The organism is Cohnella endophytica (assembly GCF_003628305.1).
GTDB lineage: Bacteria > Bacillota > Bacilli > Paenibacillales > Paenibacillaceae > Cohnella > Cohnella endophytica.
In genome coordinates this window covers 69,901-83,886 of record NZ_RBZM01000002.1, presented here as the reverse complement: position 1 = coordinate 83,886, position 13,986 = coordinate 69,901, and the positions used below count along the sequence as shown (strand labels likewise).

Here is a 13,986-nt window from a genome sequence, read left to right as displayed (position 1 = left end):
TTGGAGTGTATCGACATGAACGACAACGCGATTCCCGTCTACGTCTTGACGGGATTTCTCGGCAGCGGCAAGACGACGTTGCTTAACCGCGTGCTGGAAGACGCCAAGGCGCGCGGACTGAAGCCCGCGATCCTCTTGAACGAAGTCGGCGACGTAAACGTGGAGGGGCAATTGATCGAGAAAGAAATCCCGATGGCGGAAATCCTCGGCGGTTGCATCTGCTGCACGAGCAGAGGAGACTTGGGACTGGAATTGGTACAACTCGCGCAAGAGAACAAACCAGACGTCATCTGGATCGAATCGACGGGCATCGCGCAACCGCTGGACATTATAGACGGGGTGACCGAAGCTTCGCTCTATGCCAAGCTGGAGCTGAAAGGCGTCATTACGTTGGTGGACAGCCGCCACTTACTGGATCGAATGAGCATCGGATCGGGTAAAACATATAAGCTCATGAAAGAACAAATCCGCGCAGCGAACGTACTCGTGCTGAACAAGACCGATTTGGTTCGGCCTTCCGATCTTGCGGAGCTTCAAGAAGCTCTCGAGGACTGGAATCCGAATGCTCGGAAATTGTTGGCGGCGTACGGCGATATAGACACGGCCGATCTCTATTCGGCTGAAGAGGAAACGATCTTATTCTCTCGCAATCATGATCATACGCATCCCGAACATAACCACTCTCATCACGCGCATGATCATTCTCGGTTGCACGATCACGTCAACGCCGTTACGTATTTTTTCAAAAATCCGATCGACAGCGTCGCGTTCGAGCAATTTCTCAAGGAATTGCCGGACGACGTCTATCGGGCTAAAGGTATCGTTAATTTCCGGGATACGGCCAGCTTGTTCCTGTTTCAATATGCCTACCGCGAGTCTGATTTTCTTCGCATTACGCCTCAGAAATCGGTTAATCAAGTCGCCGTGTTTATCGGCGAGGGCTTTTCCCGCGAAGAACTGATCGAAAAACTTAACCGGTTGGATGCCTAGCCGGTTCATGAGCCGAGGAGAGAGGATTCGTCTTTCTCCTCTGCTTATACATTCCCGTTTGCAAAATATTCACCTTCACTTTTACTTCCCCTAGACGAATTGGATCAAGCGAAGACTTGCCGTCCTTGGTGAGCGACTTCCAGTCGCTAAACTTCTTGCGGTACAGAACATGCTCCAGATCAAGCAAATCCGCATGCTGCTTCATCCCCGCTTCGAATGCGGAACGAATTTCATCGGCTATTTTTTTCGCGGCTATCTTTTCGAGCCTTTGTTCTTCTTCCTTCTGCCATAATTCGATGACCCCGGCATTTACCTTGACATGAATCTCGAACACGGGCTCGCCGTTCACCATTTTCACGCGAACTTTCGAATTAGGCTTCGATATTTTGAACGTGGCAAGCACTTTGCCGTTTTCCTCTATAGTTAATCGCGTTCCTTTGGATGTATTGACGAGCCATCTGACTCCTTCGACGTCATCGTCAGAAAGCCATCCTTTGCAATCTTTGTTGTGCATGGGGAAAGTTCCGTCAATTTCTAGCTTCGGATCGGGTTTTTTATCTCGCAGCCAAGTATCCCGCGAGACCCCGAGGGAGGGGAGCAACGCCGTCTCGCCCGGTTCCCGAATTTCTCGGATAAATTGCGCTACCCGCATCGGAGCGATAATTGGTCGTTGGTTATAATTCGTCTCCGGCGAATATAAGATCGAGTTGATCGGAGAAAGGTTAAAAAAAGGCTTAGTCGCAAACAGATCCGTGATTTTGCTTTTCGTTCCATAGATCCAAGGCGTGTAACGAATTTCCGGATACCGCATGATCGAATCGAATACCCCGATAAGGTCTCCGTGTTTCAGCACGTTCTCCGTGAGAACGATTCCTGACAGATGACCCCAGAATACCGTCTGCTGGGAAGTCTGATAGAGCTCGACGACGGCTTCGGACATCGAGATGCCTTCGGCGCGGCCGATCCAGACGATCGCAGGCTTGTCTCCCTTGCCGCTATCGCTCTTGGCGACGCTGGAAAAATCAAGCTGCTGAACGTAAATCTGATATTTATTGTCCTTGAAGTCGATTCCTAGACCGGTAAAATAGTTCACGTCTTGCAGCGATTTGATGTCCCAGCAACCGGAAAGCGGCAGCATAAGGAAGACGAGGATGGCAGCAAGCCGAGATTTTCTCGTCATGAATTTTCTCCTTGTCGGTTCGCATCTTGGGGAGAGTACATTTTCGGCCGTTTCTTGTTCAGTTTCAACGGCGACGCGAAGAGGGAGAACAAGACGTCCCTGAAACGGATCGGAGAGAGCGGACTCAGAAAAGGAACTCCGAAAGAGGTAAGCGACGACATATAGATCGCAATTCCGAACATGGAAAGAAAAAAACCGAGCATTCCGAACATGCAAGATAAAAACAACACGCCGAAGCGAATGACCGTTACGGCCCCGCTTAACGACTGGTTAACGAGAGTAAAGGTAGAAACGGCGGTTACGGCCGATATGACCAACGTTGTGGGTCCCGTAAATCCCGCCGAGATGGCGGCTTCCCCGACGATCAATCCTCCGACCACGGCTACGGTTTGGCCAACGGCTTTGGGGAGGCGCATCCCAGCTTCCCGGAACAATTCGAACAATCCGATCATCAGAACCAAATCGATCGGTCCGGACAAAGGCAAGCCAAGCCGCGATACGACTACGGTGGCCAGTAATGGGAAGGGGATCTGATCCAGGTTAAACGCAGACAGAGCGACCCAGAAGCCGGGCAGAAATAGGGCGACCGTGAGTCCGATCATGCGAAGCAACCGTTCTAATATCACGTAATAAAACGGTAAATGGAGATCTTCCGGCGATTTAATTAATGACATTAAATTGGTAGGTCCGACCAGAACCATGGGCGAACCGTCCACGATAATGGCGAAACGTCCCCGAAGCAAGCATTCCGCAATGTAATCGGGTCTGCCCATGTACTCCACGAGCGGGAACATCGCGTAGGAGGAATCCGACAAGCCGACCTCCAGCTGCTGGCTGGATATGAGTCCGTCAATTTCCACTTTCTGCAAGCGGCGTGCGGCTTCGCTTACCAAATCCCGATTCGTGATATTGATTAGGGAAAGCAAAGCTACGGATGTCATGCTTTGCTGGCCGATCTGAAAATAGCGGATTGCGAGTTCCGGCGTCTTGAGACGTTTGCGTACGAGCGCAACGTTCGTTTCGATAGACTCCGTGAAACCGTCTCTGGGACCTTTGATGGATATTTCCGTATTGGATTCGCTGGGAGTGCGTTGCGGAGGATTCGCCATTTGAACGACGTACGCCTCGCGGGAGCGATCGAAATACAATACCAAATTGCCACTCATGACTTGTTGCACAAGGTGATCGAGTCCGTGCGGATCTTCGATTCGATTAAGATTCTGATGAGCCAGCGGAAGTCCCGATATCGGAGAAGGATTGCCCGACGTCGGTTCCGAAAGTAATTTTCTTAATTGGATATATAAGAAATCGTTTAATAACGCCTGATCGATCATACCGTCGCAATAAATGACGAGCGGATTGAGAGAATGCGGTCCCTCTTCATTCAAGTAGGGGTAGATGTTCACGTCTCCCGCGTGCTCGAATATCCGGTAGATCACTTCGCTGTCAAGTTCGTCCATCGGGATTTTCGGTATGGATTCTTTTGCCGTATGCTCGCTTTTGTTCTCGTGATCGAAGTAAAACGCCTTACGAAAAAAACGACTCATTTTCATGCGGTTTTACCTCGCTTGATCAGAATGAGGAGCAATAGGATAAACGGAAACGCATAGAAGACCGCGAATGTCCAAGGAAAATATACGTCGTGAAGGAAGCGGTAAAATATCGGGTCGCTTAGCTTGTTCTGACAGACGAGGACGACGATCGGAATGCAGGTGAGGAACATCCATAGCAACTTGTATCTGCTCTTGTTCAGTTGCAGCAGATCGAAGAAAATGAATAAGGCGAGCGAAATCCGGGTTAAGGAGCCAGACATCCATTGATAAATGGAAAGAAAATCAAGATGGGCGATGAACTTCCCGATTAAGACCATTCTCCATTGCTCGAAAGCGGGATAGCGCTGATCCGCCGCTTCCGCAGGACCGAATATCGCAATCGAAGCCATGAGGGGTCCGAAAATCAGTCCCGTGACGGCCATCGTCATAATAATCAATGTGGATATTCTGACTTTTTTGCTTAAATGCTGCTGAATGCAAAGAAGCAAAGCGAACTCGACCAAGCCCCCCAATGCGTAGACGGAACCGTGGAGGATCGGCCCTACGCCTTTCGTGAACACAGGGAACAAATAAGAGTAATCTTTGAATTGATAGTTCACGCTCATGACGAAGAATCCGAAAACGAGCACTCCGGGCAGCAGAATGCCCGCGGCAATCGTTAAGGTTCGCAGTCCTTTGTAGGCGGCGAGAATTCCGAACAGCATATACAAGCTAACGGTGACGGGGAATGGCGTCCTCGGTAAATAGGTTACTTTTGTCCATGAGCTCGTGTCTCGAACGGTAATGAAGCAGATGGTGATCGCGAATAACAAGAGCGGCAGGATGACCATCCAGGCGACCCAGGAGTTATAGTTCGTTTTAAACCACTTATGGAGAGACTGTTGTTCCGTATTCTTCATAACGAAATATAGGATAACCGTCCATAAAAGCACCGGCGGAATGACGAGAAGGGCGCTGATCCAGGCATCCCGATAAGAAGTGCTAAGAATCAGAGGTACTATGAGTACGTGGTTCGTTATGCCGACCGCTAACATAAAAAGGAACATCGTCTGAACGACATTGATCTTAAAAAGGTTCATCGGCACACTCTCCCCTCCTCCGATTTCCAATTATTATGGATGGAGATTGAACGTTTTATGCTAGAAAATGGATGGAGAATGGCTGTTGTGCATCTTGGCGTTGTCCGATATCCTTAATATGAGCCGTAATTCTGCCAAATACGGACGACAATCGATAAAAAAAGAAGGTAGTAGAATGATTAACTGCATTAAAGTGGAGACGGAAGATCAGCTTCGGCAAGCCTTCGGCATTCGTCTCGAAGTATTCGTAGAGGAGCAGGGCGTTCCAAGAGAGCTCGAGATGGACGAGTACGACGCATCGCCTGCCGCGTGCCATCATTTCCTCGTTCTAAACGAAGAACAATGCCCGATCGCGACGGGAAGGTTCAAGACGTTCGAGCCCGGCGTCGCGAAGATGCAACGGATCGCGGTATTGAAATCACAACGCGGCAAGGGAATAGGAAAACATCTGCTGCTTGACATGGAACAAGCGGCTAAGAATCTCGGATACGAAACGTCGCTACTGGACGCGCAGTGTTCCGCGGAAGTTTTTTACGGGAAATTAGGTTACCGGACGATCTCCGAAGAGCCCTTCCTTGACGCGGATATCTTGCACGTACGCATGAGCAAAAGCCTGTAAGCCGAGAGCGACTCCGCTCGCGGCTTTATTAATTTTGCCTAAAATTCTAGGAATCTAGCAACCTTTATGCAGTCTTAGCGTTATTACATATGACTAGGAGGATGGATGAAGTCAATCAACTAGATTAGAAGGAGCCTGATATGAGGAAAAGTTTTATTCGTTTTTGCGTTGCCGCAATGTTGCTGTGTTCGTTCTCGTTACCCGTTCAAGCCGCAGGAAATTCGGACGGTATGGATAAGTTGGTTGTTACCCAAGCATCCAAACAAATGATACATAATGGTACAAGCGTGCTGGCGGATCAACCGCTGACCGCCACGAAAGGCGTAACGTACGTTGCCGCAAGATCGCTGATGAAGGAACTGTTCGGGACGATCGTATACGATGCCAAGACGAAATCGTACGCTTTGAAATTCGGAGATAAAGAACTGAAGTTCACAGCAGGGAAAGCCGCTTATTCGCTGAACGGCGTAGCGAAAGGCAACGCGGCGGGCGCGCCTTACGTGTTTAAGGGTACGCTCATGGTTCCTCTGAAAACCGTAGCAACGAACTTCGGGATTACGCTAATAGCGGTTCCGAAGACGCAAAATCTGGAATTGACTTGGGGAACGAAACCAAGCGCCAAATTCAGCGTATCGAACGTCAATCCTTACGCCGAACAAACCGAAGTCTACTACACGAACCTCTCCTATCATCCAAGGGGATTGAAGATCGTAGACGAGCGTTGGGAGAACAACAATACCGTGTTCGAACAAGAAGGAATCTACACGGTATCGCATTGGGTGCAAGACGAGACAGGGGCTTGGAGCGACGCTTATACGGTAACGGTTACCGTCAAGCCGCCGAATCAACCGCCGGTAGCAGCCTTCACGACGGACAAAGATTCCTATAAAATGGGCGAACTGATCCAGTACGCCGATCAGAGCACGGACGACGAGAATCGGATCTCGAGCCGAGTCTGGACGAACAACGCAAAAGGATTTTTCGTAGCGGGTCCGCAGACGATTACGCTTACCGTTACGGATGCCAACGGCGCCGTGGGCGAAATCTCGAAGACGATCAACATCGAGGACGAAACTTTGCATTCGCAGGAAGAGTTTAATCTCCTGTACACGGACATCGGAGATAAGTTCGGGATCAGCGGTCCGGACGTGCTGACTTTCCCGACGATAAATTACGATATTATCTCTCAGACGCAAACATTGATCAGGGCGAACAGCCCGGAGACGATCGTCGAAGAAGGCATTTATTACGAGGACGACGTGTCCGGCAATGTACGCTTCTTGGTTCACAATTACAATAGCCGCTCGACTGCGGTTAAAGTGTACATCATCGCGACGAATTACAATACCGCCGATGCCAACGTACAAATCGGTCCAATGGGAATCGGCGGACCGAACCCTTACGTATCGTCGGTCGCAAGAGCGGTAGCGGGTAATTTCATGACATCGAAGTTAAATCCTAAATATTCGAATGTCAGCGTCCCTGCCGGTCAAAGCAAAGTTCTGCTCACGGACTACAGCAGCAAGACGATGAGACCGGGCGATGTACTGTCGATGTTCGCGGACGTGGTCATGGACAAGCAATTGCATATTCAGGTCGTCGTCGTGGACGCGAATCGGGATGTATTGAGTTACCTGCCTACTCTTAAGGTACTGGACAGCCATGACCGCCATATTCGCGGTACGTTCGAAGACGCCAACCGCATCATGGTCGTTAACCGCACGATCGGCGATGTGAAGAGCCGGATGATCTTGGCGGATAACATCGTCGATACGCGCTTGTCGGGAATCGATAAGACGACGAACACGCCGGTAATCAACTCGGGGAATTACGGGGTCATGTACACGTTGAGGTTGAACTCCGTTCAACCGAACACCGCCATCGTCGTTAATCCTCGCGGCGGTTATTATGCGGGGGCGTTCACGGTGAACGGCAAAGTCGTCTACGCGACGAACAATAGCTATTTGCTCAATCCGAACGAAGTCGGCATGTTATACAAAACCGGCGATACTACGGAATCGGTAACGATCCAGTTCACGCCGGCTTCGGGTAGCAGCTTGCCTATTAATCTCTTATTTATGCCAATGCCTTCTACTAGCGTGACAAGCGATACTAGCGTTGTTAGCGATGCTAACGATATTAGTAACCCATAAGCACTCATTCGATTCCCGGTAAATCGATTCGGAACAAGCTGCCTTCTCCAAGGCGGCTTGTTCCTTTTATATGCCCTCCGTGCAACTCGACGATCGAGCGACTTATAGATAAGCCAAGACCCGCGCCCCCGTGTTTACGCGCCCGCGAGCTATCGATCCGATAGAAGCGTTCGAACAGATGGGGCAAATGCTCTTCCGCGATTCCCGTTCCGTTATCCTGGATCGTCAGGCTGGCGCCATGGCCGGATTCATCTCGGGCGACGACAATTCGTATAACGCCCTCGACGGGATCCGTGTGTTGAACGGCGTTGTGGAACAAATTAAGCAGAACTTGCTTGATCTTGTCGTCATCAAGAGGCACAATCGCAGTCCGAGGAGCATCTATGCGAATTTCCCTGTCCCCTGCCAGAATGCGTAGCTGCGGCTCCATATCGATTACTAAGCTAGATAGATCGGTCGACTTTAATCTAAGCTCCGGAGCGCGGTCAAGCTTAGCTAACAGGAGCAGGTCGTTAACGAGCTTAATGATTCGCTCGGATTCACCGTGCATGCTTCTCAGCGCGCGGGTAAGCTTCTCCGGATCGGAAACCGCCCCACGCAGCAACACCTCCAAGAAGCCGTGAATCGAAGTGAGCGGCGTACGTAATTCATGCGAGGCATCCGCCACGAATCTTCGCATCTGCTCCTTCGCTTCTTGTTCGGCAAGGAAGGAGAACTGCAGGCGTTCCAACATCCGGTTAAATGAATGGGATAAGCGATCGATCTCAAGCGGCAGACCGTTCTCGGGCAGGCGTTCGGCCAGCGTGCCGGAATCGATCTGTTCGACGGTGGCGATCATTCTGGATAATGGCGTCAGCGTGCGTCGGATTGCCGGCAAGAAGGTAAGCAATCCGCCGATTAGCGCGGCTAACGCCAAACCGCCGAACAATAACAATTGACGATAGAGCTCGCCCTTCAATGGCTTCGTGCTCGTGCTGACTTGAACGACGCCCATGGTCCCGTTAAACGATCTAACGGCCTGAATGACGACGAGTTGTTCGCCGTCATCCTGTTGATGTACGATCTCGTAGCGAGGCTTGGCTTTCCGAGGAGAGTCAAGAGCCTCTGCATACTTTTTACTATCCAAATGCGGCACGTTTGCTTCAGATGAGCCGTTTATCGTCGATAAAACGGTCATTTTGCCTTCTTTATCGACAAAGGCGACGGAGGAAGAGGGAAAGAAGATAAAGGAGTCGGCGGGTCCTCTTCGTTTGAAGGAGTTGAACCTTTCCCACATGTCCCCGGGAACGGACTGTATCTGTCTTTGAATGGCGGATGCCCTATTCTGATAAAGGAATCGTTCCATTAGTAAATATTGAAACAGTCCGATGACAAGCAATAACGCCGCGACGATAAGCAGCATTCGCGATAACAATTGATAGCGAAGAGAATGAGGAAAGACGAATGATTTCATGCGTTCGGTCGCCGCGATTTGCCGTCCGGCACGCGAGCTCATTGGAGGTCCACCCTGTAACCTGCGCCGCGGATCGTCCGAATGACCCGATGCTCGCGGTCTTGCAGTTTCTCTCTAAGCGATCGGATGTACACCTCGACTATATTTTCTTCGCCTCCGAAATCGTACCCCCACACTTGATCCAGAATAGCGCTTTTACTCAGAACGTAGCCATGGTTGAATACAAGATGCTTCAGCAGCTCGAACTCCGTCGGGGACAGCTCTAGCGGCCGACCGCGATAACGAAGCTCCTTCCGCGATGCGTCGACGACGAATGATCCGATCGTCACTTCTTCCAGTAAATGGGGGAATTGATTGCGGAGTCTGGCTTGTATCCGCGCGAGTAGCTCATCGAAGCTGAATGGCTTGGACATATAATCGTCGGCCCCGAGCGTTAGCCCCTTCACCCGGTCTTCGATTTCTTCCTTCGCGGTAAGCATGATGACGGCTACGGGTTTAAGGTTCTTCAGGGCTTGGCAAACTTGGAAGCCGTCCATTCCCGGCATCATGACATCCAGAATGACGACGTGCGGCATGAACGTTTCCGCAAGAGCGATTCCTTCCGGTCCGTCTTGCGCGGTCTCCACTTGAAAACCTTCGTTATGAAGCCCCATTTCGAGAAACTGCAAAATATTCGGTTCGTCGTCCACGATCAAAACTTTGATGCCTTTTATGGATTGCGCCATATGAGTTCCTCCGGATTCGATCATCGGTATCGCGCCGTCAAGATAACATGCGCGAGTAATTTAATTGTCTCCTTATTATGGGCTAATTTCCTTAACGTTGGCTGAGCAAATGCTGAATATTTGCTGAATGACGCGTTCAGCAAACATTCAGCGGGTTCTCATCTTTAACTAAGGTTCGTCTCGCATAATGAGCCCATAACGTTGAAAGGTGGATCGTACGATGGGGCGCAAAAGTTGGTGGATCGCGGGTTTGGTCGTCGTACTCGCCGCAGGCTCTTGGGGCGGATACAAGGTTTATGGAAAAAAAGGTAAGCAATTGGCGGCAACTTACTCGACGACCGTAGTGCGTAAAGGTACGATCGAGGTTAAGGTAAGCGGTACGGGGAGCATCCAGCCGTCCGCGCGCGAGACATTAAAGGCTAAAACCGCCGGTACAGCGCTAAAGGTCAATTTCAAGAAAGGCGACACGGTTAAGAAAGGAGATGTCCTTATTACTTACAAAGAAGAGGATATCTCATCGCAAGTTCAAAGCAAAAATATCGATCTAAAGAAAAAGAAGCTCGATCTCGCGGATTTGCAGTCGAAGTACAAGGAAGCATCCGACGATTCCGCCAGGGCGACGCTCGCTCTTAATATCCAGAAGCAACAGCTCGATATTGCTATGGCCGAAGAGGATCTTACCACGTTGCGCACGAGCAAGAAAATCGATCCGATCGTAGCTCCGATAGATGGTGTGCTGTCAACGTTTAACGTCGCGGAGGGAGATTCGCTTAATCCTAACGCGGATATCGGCGAAGTCGTTAACTTCGCGCAATTGCAAATGGTCGTCGGTATCGACGAGCTCGATATCCCGAAAGTGAAGCTCGGGCAGGAAGCGCAAATCTTGGTCGAAGCGTTGCCCAAGAAAACATTTAATGGAAAAGTCGTCACGATCGCGGACGAAGGCACCACAAGCAACGGCGTAGCTTCGTTTGACGTTACGGTGCTTCTAGATAGCAAAGACGACCTAAAGGTCGGGATGTCCGCGGAAGCTAGCATCATGACGGCCCAGAAAGCAGATGCCTTATACGTCCCGGTCGAAGCGGTACAATCGTCGCAGGGAAAATATTTCGTCATGGTTCCGGCAGCAGGTTCGACTACGTCTGCAACGGGAAAGACGGGACAAGCGGGAACAAACGGTCAAGCGGGACAAGGGCAATGGCAGGGAGGTCAAGGGCAGGCAGGTCAAAGCCAGGCAGGTCAAAGCCAGGCAGGTCAAAGCCAGGCAGGTCAAAGCCAGGCAGGTCAAGGAGCGCAAGGTCAAGGCAACACAGGCAATAACTCTAGCCGATTCCAGAACATGACGGAAGAGGAAAGAGCGGCGATGCGCGAACAATTCATGGCGGCTAGAGGCAATACTGCCGGCGGAACAAGCGGAAACGCGGGCGTTGCCGTCACGTCGACGACGCGGGTTGAAGTTACCGTGGGCATCAATAACGAGGACAGCATCGAGATTTTGACGGGATTAAAGGAAGGCGACCTCGTCGTGCTTCCGACGATCAAAAGCACGAGCTCCAACGCAAACGCACAAGCCGGATTCGGTGGATTCGGCGGCGGTTTCCCGGGTGCTGGCGGCGGCTTCCAAGGCGGAGCAGGAGGAGCCTTTGGCGGCGGAAACGGTAGTCGCCAAACAACGACGAGCAAAAGCGGCACCACGGGCGGTGGGCGTTAATGAAGGCGGCTTCCGAATCGTTGATCCGAATTAGCAAGCTGAGCAAGACGTATAAGATGGGCGGCGAAACGTTAAAAGCATTGGACGATGTCACGTTAACCGTAGACCAAGGGGACTTCATCGCGATTATCGGACCATCCGGTTCAGGCAAGTCGACGCTTATGAACGTGATCGGCTGTCTGGATGCTCCATCGTCGGGAGAGTATTGGCTGGACGGAGAAGAGGTAAGTCGGTTAAGGGAAAATAAGCTTGCGGAAATTCGCAACCGCAAGATCGGTTTTATTTTCCAAGGCTTCAACTTATTGTCCCGCCTTTCGGCGATCGAGAACGTGGAGCTTCCTTTGATCTATCGGGGAGTACCTGCCAAACAGCGACGTGAGCAAGCAGTCGAAGCGCTCACGAAAGTCGGCTTGGAAGAAAGAATTCACCATCGTCCGTCCGAATTGTCCGGCGGTCAGCAGCAACGCGTCGCGATCGCGAGAGCTTTGGCGGGGAATCCTCCGATTCTGCTGGCCGACGAGCCTACGGGAGCATTGGATACGAAGACCGGCAAAGAGGTCATGGGATATATGAAAGAGCTGAATGCCCTTGGACACACGATCGTCCTCATCACCCACGATCCGGTAATCTCTCAGCAGGCCAAACGAGTCGTCAGAATTATGGACGGCAAATTGAACGAAGAGGGGGGAGGACGGAATGAACTTCTTACAAGCGGTTAAGATGGCTCTAAAAAGCATTCTGTCCAACAAACTCCGTTCGTTGCTGACGATGCTCGGCATTATTATCGGGGTGACGGCCGTCATTGCGCTCGTCGCGCTCGGGCAAGGAGCGACCAAGTCGGTCACGGCGAACCTAGAGAGCCTAGGAACGAATTTATTAACGGTGAACATCGTCGGCCGCGGCTCGACGAGCACGCTGAAAATAACCGACGCCGTAGCTTTCGCGGATAAAGTAAAAGGTATTCAATATATTGCGCCTACAAGTACGCAAAGTACTTCCGTAAAGTACGGAACGACTACCAAAACGGTAAGCGTAATCGGCACGAACGCCGATTACGCGCCGTTAAGGGATTACAAGGTCGCATCCGGACGATTCCTGGCGCAGATCGACTTGGACGTATACCAGAAGGTCGCGGTTATCGGCGCTACGACGGCGACGGACTTGTTCGGTTTCGCCGACCCGCTTGGCGAGTACATTCTGATCCAAGGAACCAGGTACAAAGTCGTCGGCGTCTTGGAAGCAAAGGGGAGCTCGACGACGGGGTCGAACGACGAGGTCGTCATGATTCCCCAAACGTCGGCGGAACGGCTGTTCAAATCGATAGGCGTGCGTACGATTTACGTCCAGGTGGCGACCACCGATCAGATCGATTCCGTAGTCGCGGGACTCGAGACCGAGCTTAGCGCGCACTTCCGGGGTAACACGGATAGTTACCGGGTATTTAATCAAAGCGACGCTCTATCGACGTTATCTTCGGTAACGAGTACGTTAACGCTCGCTTTAGCCGGAATTGCGGGCATCTCGCTACTTGTCGGTGGTATCGGCATTATGAATATCATGCTCGTTTCCGTTACGGAAAGAACGAGGGAAATCGGCATTCGCAAAGCGATCGGAGCGAAGCGGCGGGATATTCTCATCCAATTCCTGATAGAATCCATGGTGCTAAGCGGACTAGGTGGACTGCTCGGAATAGGTATCGGAATCGGGGCTGCTCAGGGAGCATCTTCCGCGTTCAAAATGGATATCGCCTTCTCGCTTAACGTTATCATAATCGCGTTCGTATTCTCGGTAGCCATCGGCGTGCTGTTCGGAATGTTCCCCGCGAACAAAGCGGCCAAACTCAAGCCTATCGATGCTCTTCGTTTCGAATAATTCGTTACGGATCATGAAAGGAGGGGACCGGCGTGGAAGCCTTCCCGGATTACGAAGCGCTGATCCGGCCGCACCTCGAGGACTTGCAGAAATATTGCTTTTTTTTAACGAAATCGCGATGGGATGCGGACGATCTATTTCAAGACACTTTATTGAAGTCGCTGACATTTTTCCTTCATACGGCGCCGCGCGCAGAAGTGAAACCCTTCCTGGTTCGGGTCGCGCGTAATCTGTGGATCGACGAATGCCGCAAGAAAAAGAGAAGGCGCCTGGCTACAGTAGATTATTTGGATACGTTTAGCGTCGACAACAATTACGTCGAAGTGCGGAGCGCAATGGAATGGTTAGCCGAGAGGTTTCCTCGCAGGAATATCGAAATCTGGTTGCTGTTCCACTACTTCGGCTATACGATGCGAGAGATCGCGAACGCGATGGATTGTACGACCTCCGCGGTCAAGTCGGTACTGTTCCGTACCCGGGAGCTCTTACGCAGCCGCCAATGTCTTCTCGAAGACCGCAAGGTCGTGAATTTGGACGTGGAACGCTGGTCACGGGCGATCATGCGCGATTGGCCGCACGGTTTATTGTTGGAAAGATAAAGCATGAACGAGCGCCCCTGCCGGTTTCGGTTAGGGGCGCTCTCTATGTTAT

Annotated in this window: 12 protein-coding genes; 7 read left to right on the top strand and 5 right to left on the bottom strand. The window is 51.2% G+C overall.

What is annotated here, in order from left to right; all coding sequences use genetic code 11:
• The first annotated feature begins 15 nt into the window (after positions 1–15).
• Positions 16–990 (top strand): CobW family GTP-binding protein, encoded by a 975-nt coding sequence (locus D7Z26_RS02515; RefSeq protein ID WP_120974496.1) that lies wholly within the window; start codon positions 16–18, stop codon positions 988–990.
• On the opposite strand, the gene D7Z26_RS02510 is transcribed toward D7Z26_RS02515, so the two are convergent.
• Genes D7Z26_RS02510 through D7Z26_RS02500 form a run of 3 tightly spaced genes read right to left on the bottom strand, consistent with a single transcriptional unit; the run spans position 971 to position 4,802 of the window.
• Positions 971–2,170, bottom strand: coding sequence for a Ger(x)C family spore germination protein (locus D7Z26_RS02510; RefSeq protein WP_120974495.1), 1,200 nt, complete (start codon positions 2,168–2,170; stop codon positions 971–973). The genes D7Z26_RS02515 and D7Z26_RS02510 overlap by 20 nt on opposite strands.
• Positions 2,167–3,723 (bottom strand): spore germination protein, encoded by a 1,557-nt coding sequence (locus tag D7Z26_RS02505; protein ID WP_233566567.1) that lies wholly within the window; start codon positions 3,721–3,723, stop codon positions 2,167–2,169. The genes D7Z26_RS02510 and D7Z26_RS02505 overlap by 4 nt, the downstream gene beginning before the upstream one ends.
• Positions 3,720–4,802 carry a GerAB/ArcD/ProY family transporter gene (locus D7Z26_RS02500; RefSeq protein WP_233566628.1) on the bottom strand — a complete coding sequence of 361 codons (1,083 nt, stop codon included), beginning with the start codon at positions 4,800–4,802 and terminating at the stop codon, positions 3,720–3,722. The genes D7Z26_RS02505 and D7Z26_RS02500 overlap by 4 nt, the downstream gene beginning before the upstream one ends.
• Before the next feature lie 175 nt (positions 4,803–4,977).
• Here D7Z26_RS02500 and D7Z26_RS02495 point away from each other — a divergent pair, with 175 nt between their 5' ends.
• Together D7Z26_RS02495 and D7Z26_RS02490 are read left to right on the top strand one after the other, a co-directional pair.
• On the top strand, positions 4,978–5,421 hold the full coding sequence (locus D7Z26_RS02495; RefSeq protein ID WP_120974493.1) for a GNAT family N-acetyltransferase: 444 nt from the start codon (positions 4,978–4,980) through the stop codon (positions 5,419–5,421).
• A 140-nt stretch (positions 5,422–5,561) separates the two neighbouring features.
• Positions 5,562–7,574, top strand: coding sequence for a copper amine oxidase N-terminal domain-containing protein (locus tag D7Z26_RS02490; protein WP_120974492.1), 2,013 nt, complete (start codon positions 5,562–5,564; stop codon positions 7,572–7,574).
• A 4-nt stretch (positions 7,575–7,578) separates the two neighbouring features.
• Here D7Z26_RS02490 and D7Z26_RS02485 read toward each other — a convergent pair whose 3' ends face one another.
• Both D7Z26_RS02485 and D7Z26_RS02480 read right to left on the bottom strand, forming a co-directional pair.
• Positions 7,579–9,069, bottom strand: a complete 1,491-nt coding sequence (locus D7Z26_RS02485; protein ID WP_120974491.1) for a sensor histidine kinase — start codon at positions 9,067–9,069, stop codon at positions 7,579–7,581.
• Positions 9,066–9,752 carry a response regulator transcription factor gene (locus D7Z26_RS02480; RefSeq protein WP_120974490.1) on the bottom strand — a complete coding sequence of 229 codons (687 nt, stop codon included), beginning with the start codon at positions 9,750–9,752 and terminating at the stop codon, positions 9,066–9,068. Before D7Z26_RS02480 ends, D7Z26_RS02485 begins: the two co-directional genes overlap by 4 nt.
• Before the next feature lie 220 nt (positions 9,753–9,972).
• On the opposite strand from D7Z26_RS02480, the gene D7Z26_RS02475 reads away from it, so the two are divergent.
• Genes D7Z26_RS02475 through D7Z26_RS02460 form a run of 4 tightly spaced genes read left to right on the top strand, consistent with a single transcriptional unit; the run spans position 9,973 to position 13,934 of the window.
• Positions 9,973–11,463, top strand: coding sequence for an efflux RND transporter periplasmic adaptor subunit (locus D7Z26_RS02475; RefSeq protein WP_120974488.1), 1,491 nt, complete (start codon positions 9,973–9,975; stop codon positions 11,461–11,463).
• Positions 11,463–12,182 (top strand): ABC transporter ATP-binding protein, encoded by a 720-nt coding sequence (locus D7Z26_RS02470; protein WP_120974486.1) that lies wholly within the window; start codon positions 11,463–11,465, stop codon positions 12,180–12,182. Before D7Z26_RS02475 ends, D7Z26_RS02470 begins: the two co-directional genes overlap by 1 nt.
• A complete protein-coding gene (locus D7Z26_RS02465; RefSeq protein WP_120974484.1) occupies positions 12,160–13,335 on the top strand; it encodes an ABC transporter permease in 1,176 nt (391 codons plus the stop codon). Before D7Z26_RS02470 ends, D7Z26_RS02465 begins: the two co-directional genes overlap by 23 nt.
• Positions 13,336–13,367: 32 nt before the next feature.
• Positions 13,368–13,934: an RNA polymerase sigma factor gene (locus D7Z26_RS02460; RefSeq protein ID WP_120974482.1), complete on the top strand. Its 567-nt coding sequence runs from the start codon at positions 13,368–13,370 to the stop codon at positions 13,932–13,934.
• Positions 13,935–13,986: the final 52 nt, after the last annotated feature.

Coding starts and splice junctions, on each gene's coding strand:
- D7Z26_RS02495 (WP_120974493.1), top strand. CDS start 4,978: ATGATTAACTGCATTAAAGTGGAGACGGAAGATCAGCTTCGGCAAGCC.
- D7Z26_RS02500 (WP_233566628.1), bottom strand. CDS start 4,802: ATGAACCTTTTTAAGATCAATGTCGTTCAGACGATGTTCCTTTTTATG.
- D7Z26_RS02515 (WP_120974496.1), top strand. CDS start 16: ATGAACGACAACGCGATTCCCGTCTACGTCTTGACGGGATTTCTCGGC.
- D7Z26_RS02485 (WP_120974491.1), bottom strand. CDS start 9,069: ATGAGCTCGCGTGCCGGACGGCAAATCGCGGCGACCGAACGCATGAAA.
- D7Z26_RS02505 (WP_233566567.1), bottom strand. CDS start 3,723: ATGAAAATGAGTCGTTTTTTTCGTAAGGCGTTTTACTTCGATCACGAG.
- D7Z26_RS02470 (WP_120974486.1), top strand. CDS start 11,463: ATGAAGGCGGCTTCCGAATCGTTGATCCGAATTAGCAAGCTGAGCAAG.
- D7Z26_RS02465 (WP_120974484.1), top strand. CDS start 12,160: ATGAACTTCTTACAAGCGGTTAAGATGGCTCTAAAAAGCATTCTGTCC.
- D7Z26_RS02490 (WP_120974492.1), top strand. CDS start 5,562: ATGAGGAAAAGTTTTATTCGTTTTTGCGTTGCCGCAATGTTGCTGTGT.
- D7Z26_RS02480 (WP_120974490.1), bottom strand. CDS start 9,752: ATGGCGCAATCCATAAAAGGCATCAAAGTTTTGATCGTGGACGACGAA.
- D7Z26_RS02510 (WP_120974495.1), bottom strand. CDS start 2,170: ATGACGAGAAAATCTCGGCTTGCTGCCATCCTCGTCTTCCTTATGCTG.
- D7Z26_RS02475 (WP_120974488.1), top strand. CDS start 9,973: ATGGGGCGCAAAAGTTGGTGGATCGCGGGTTTGGTCGTCGTACTCGCC.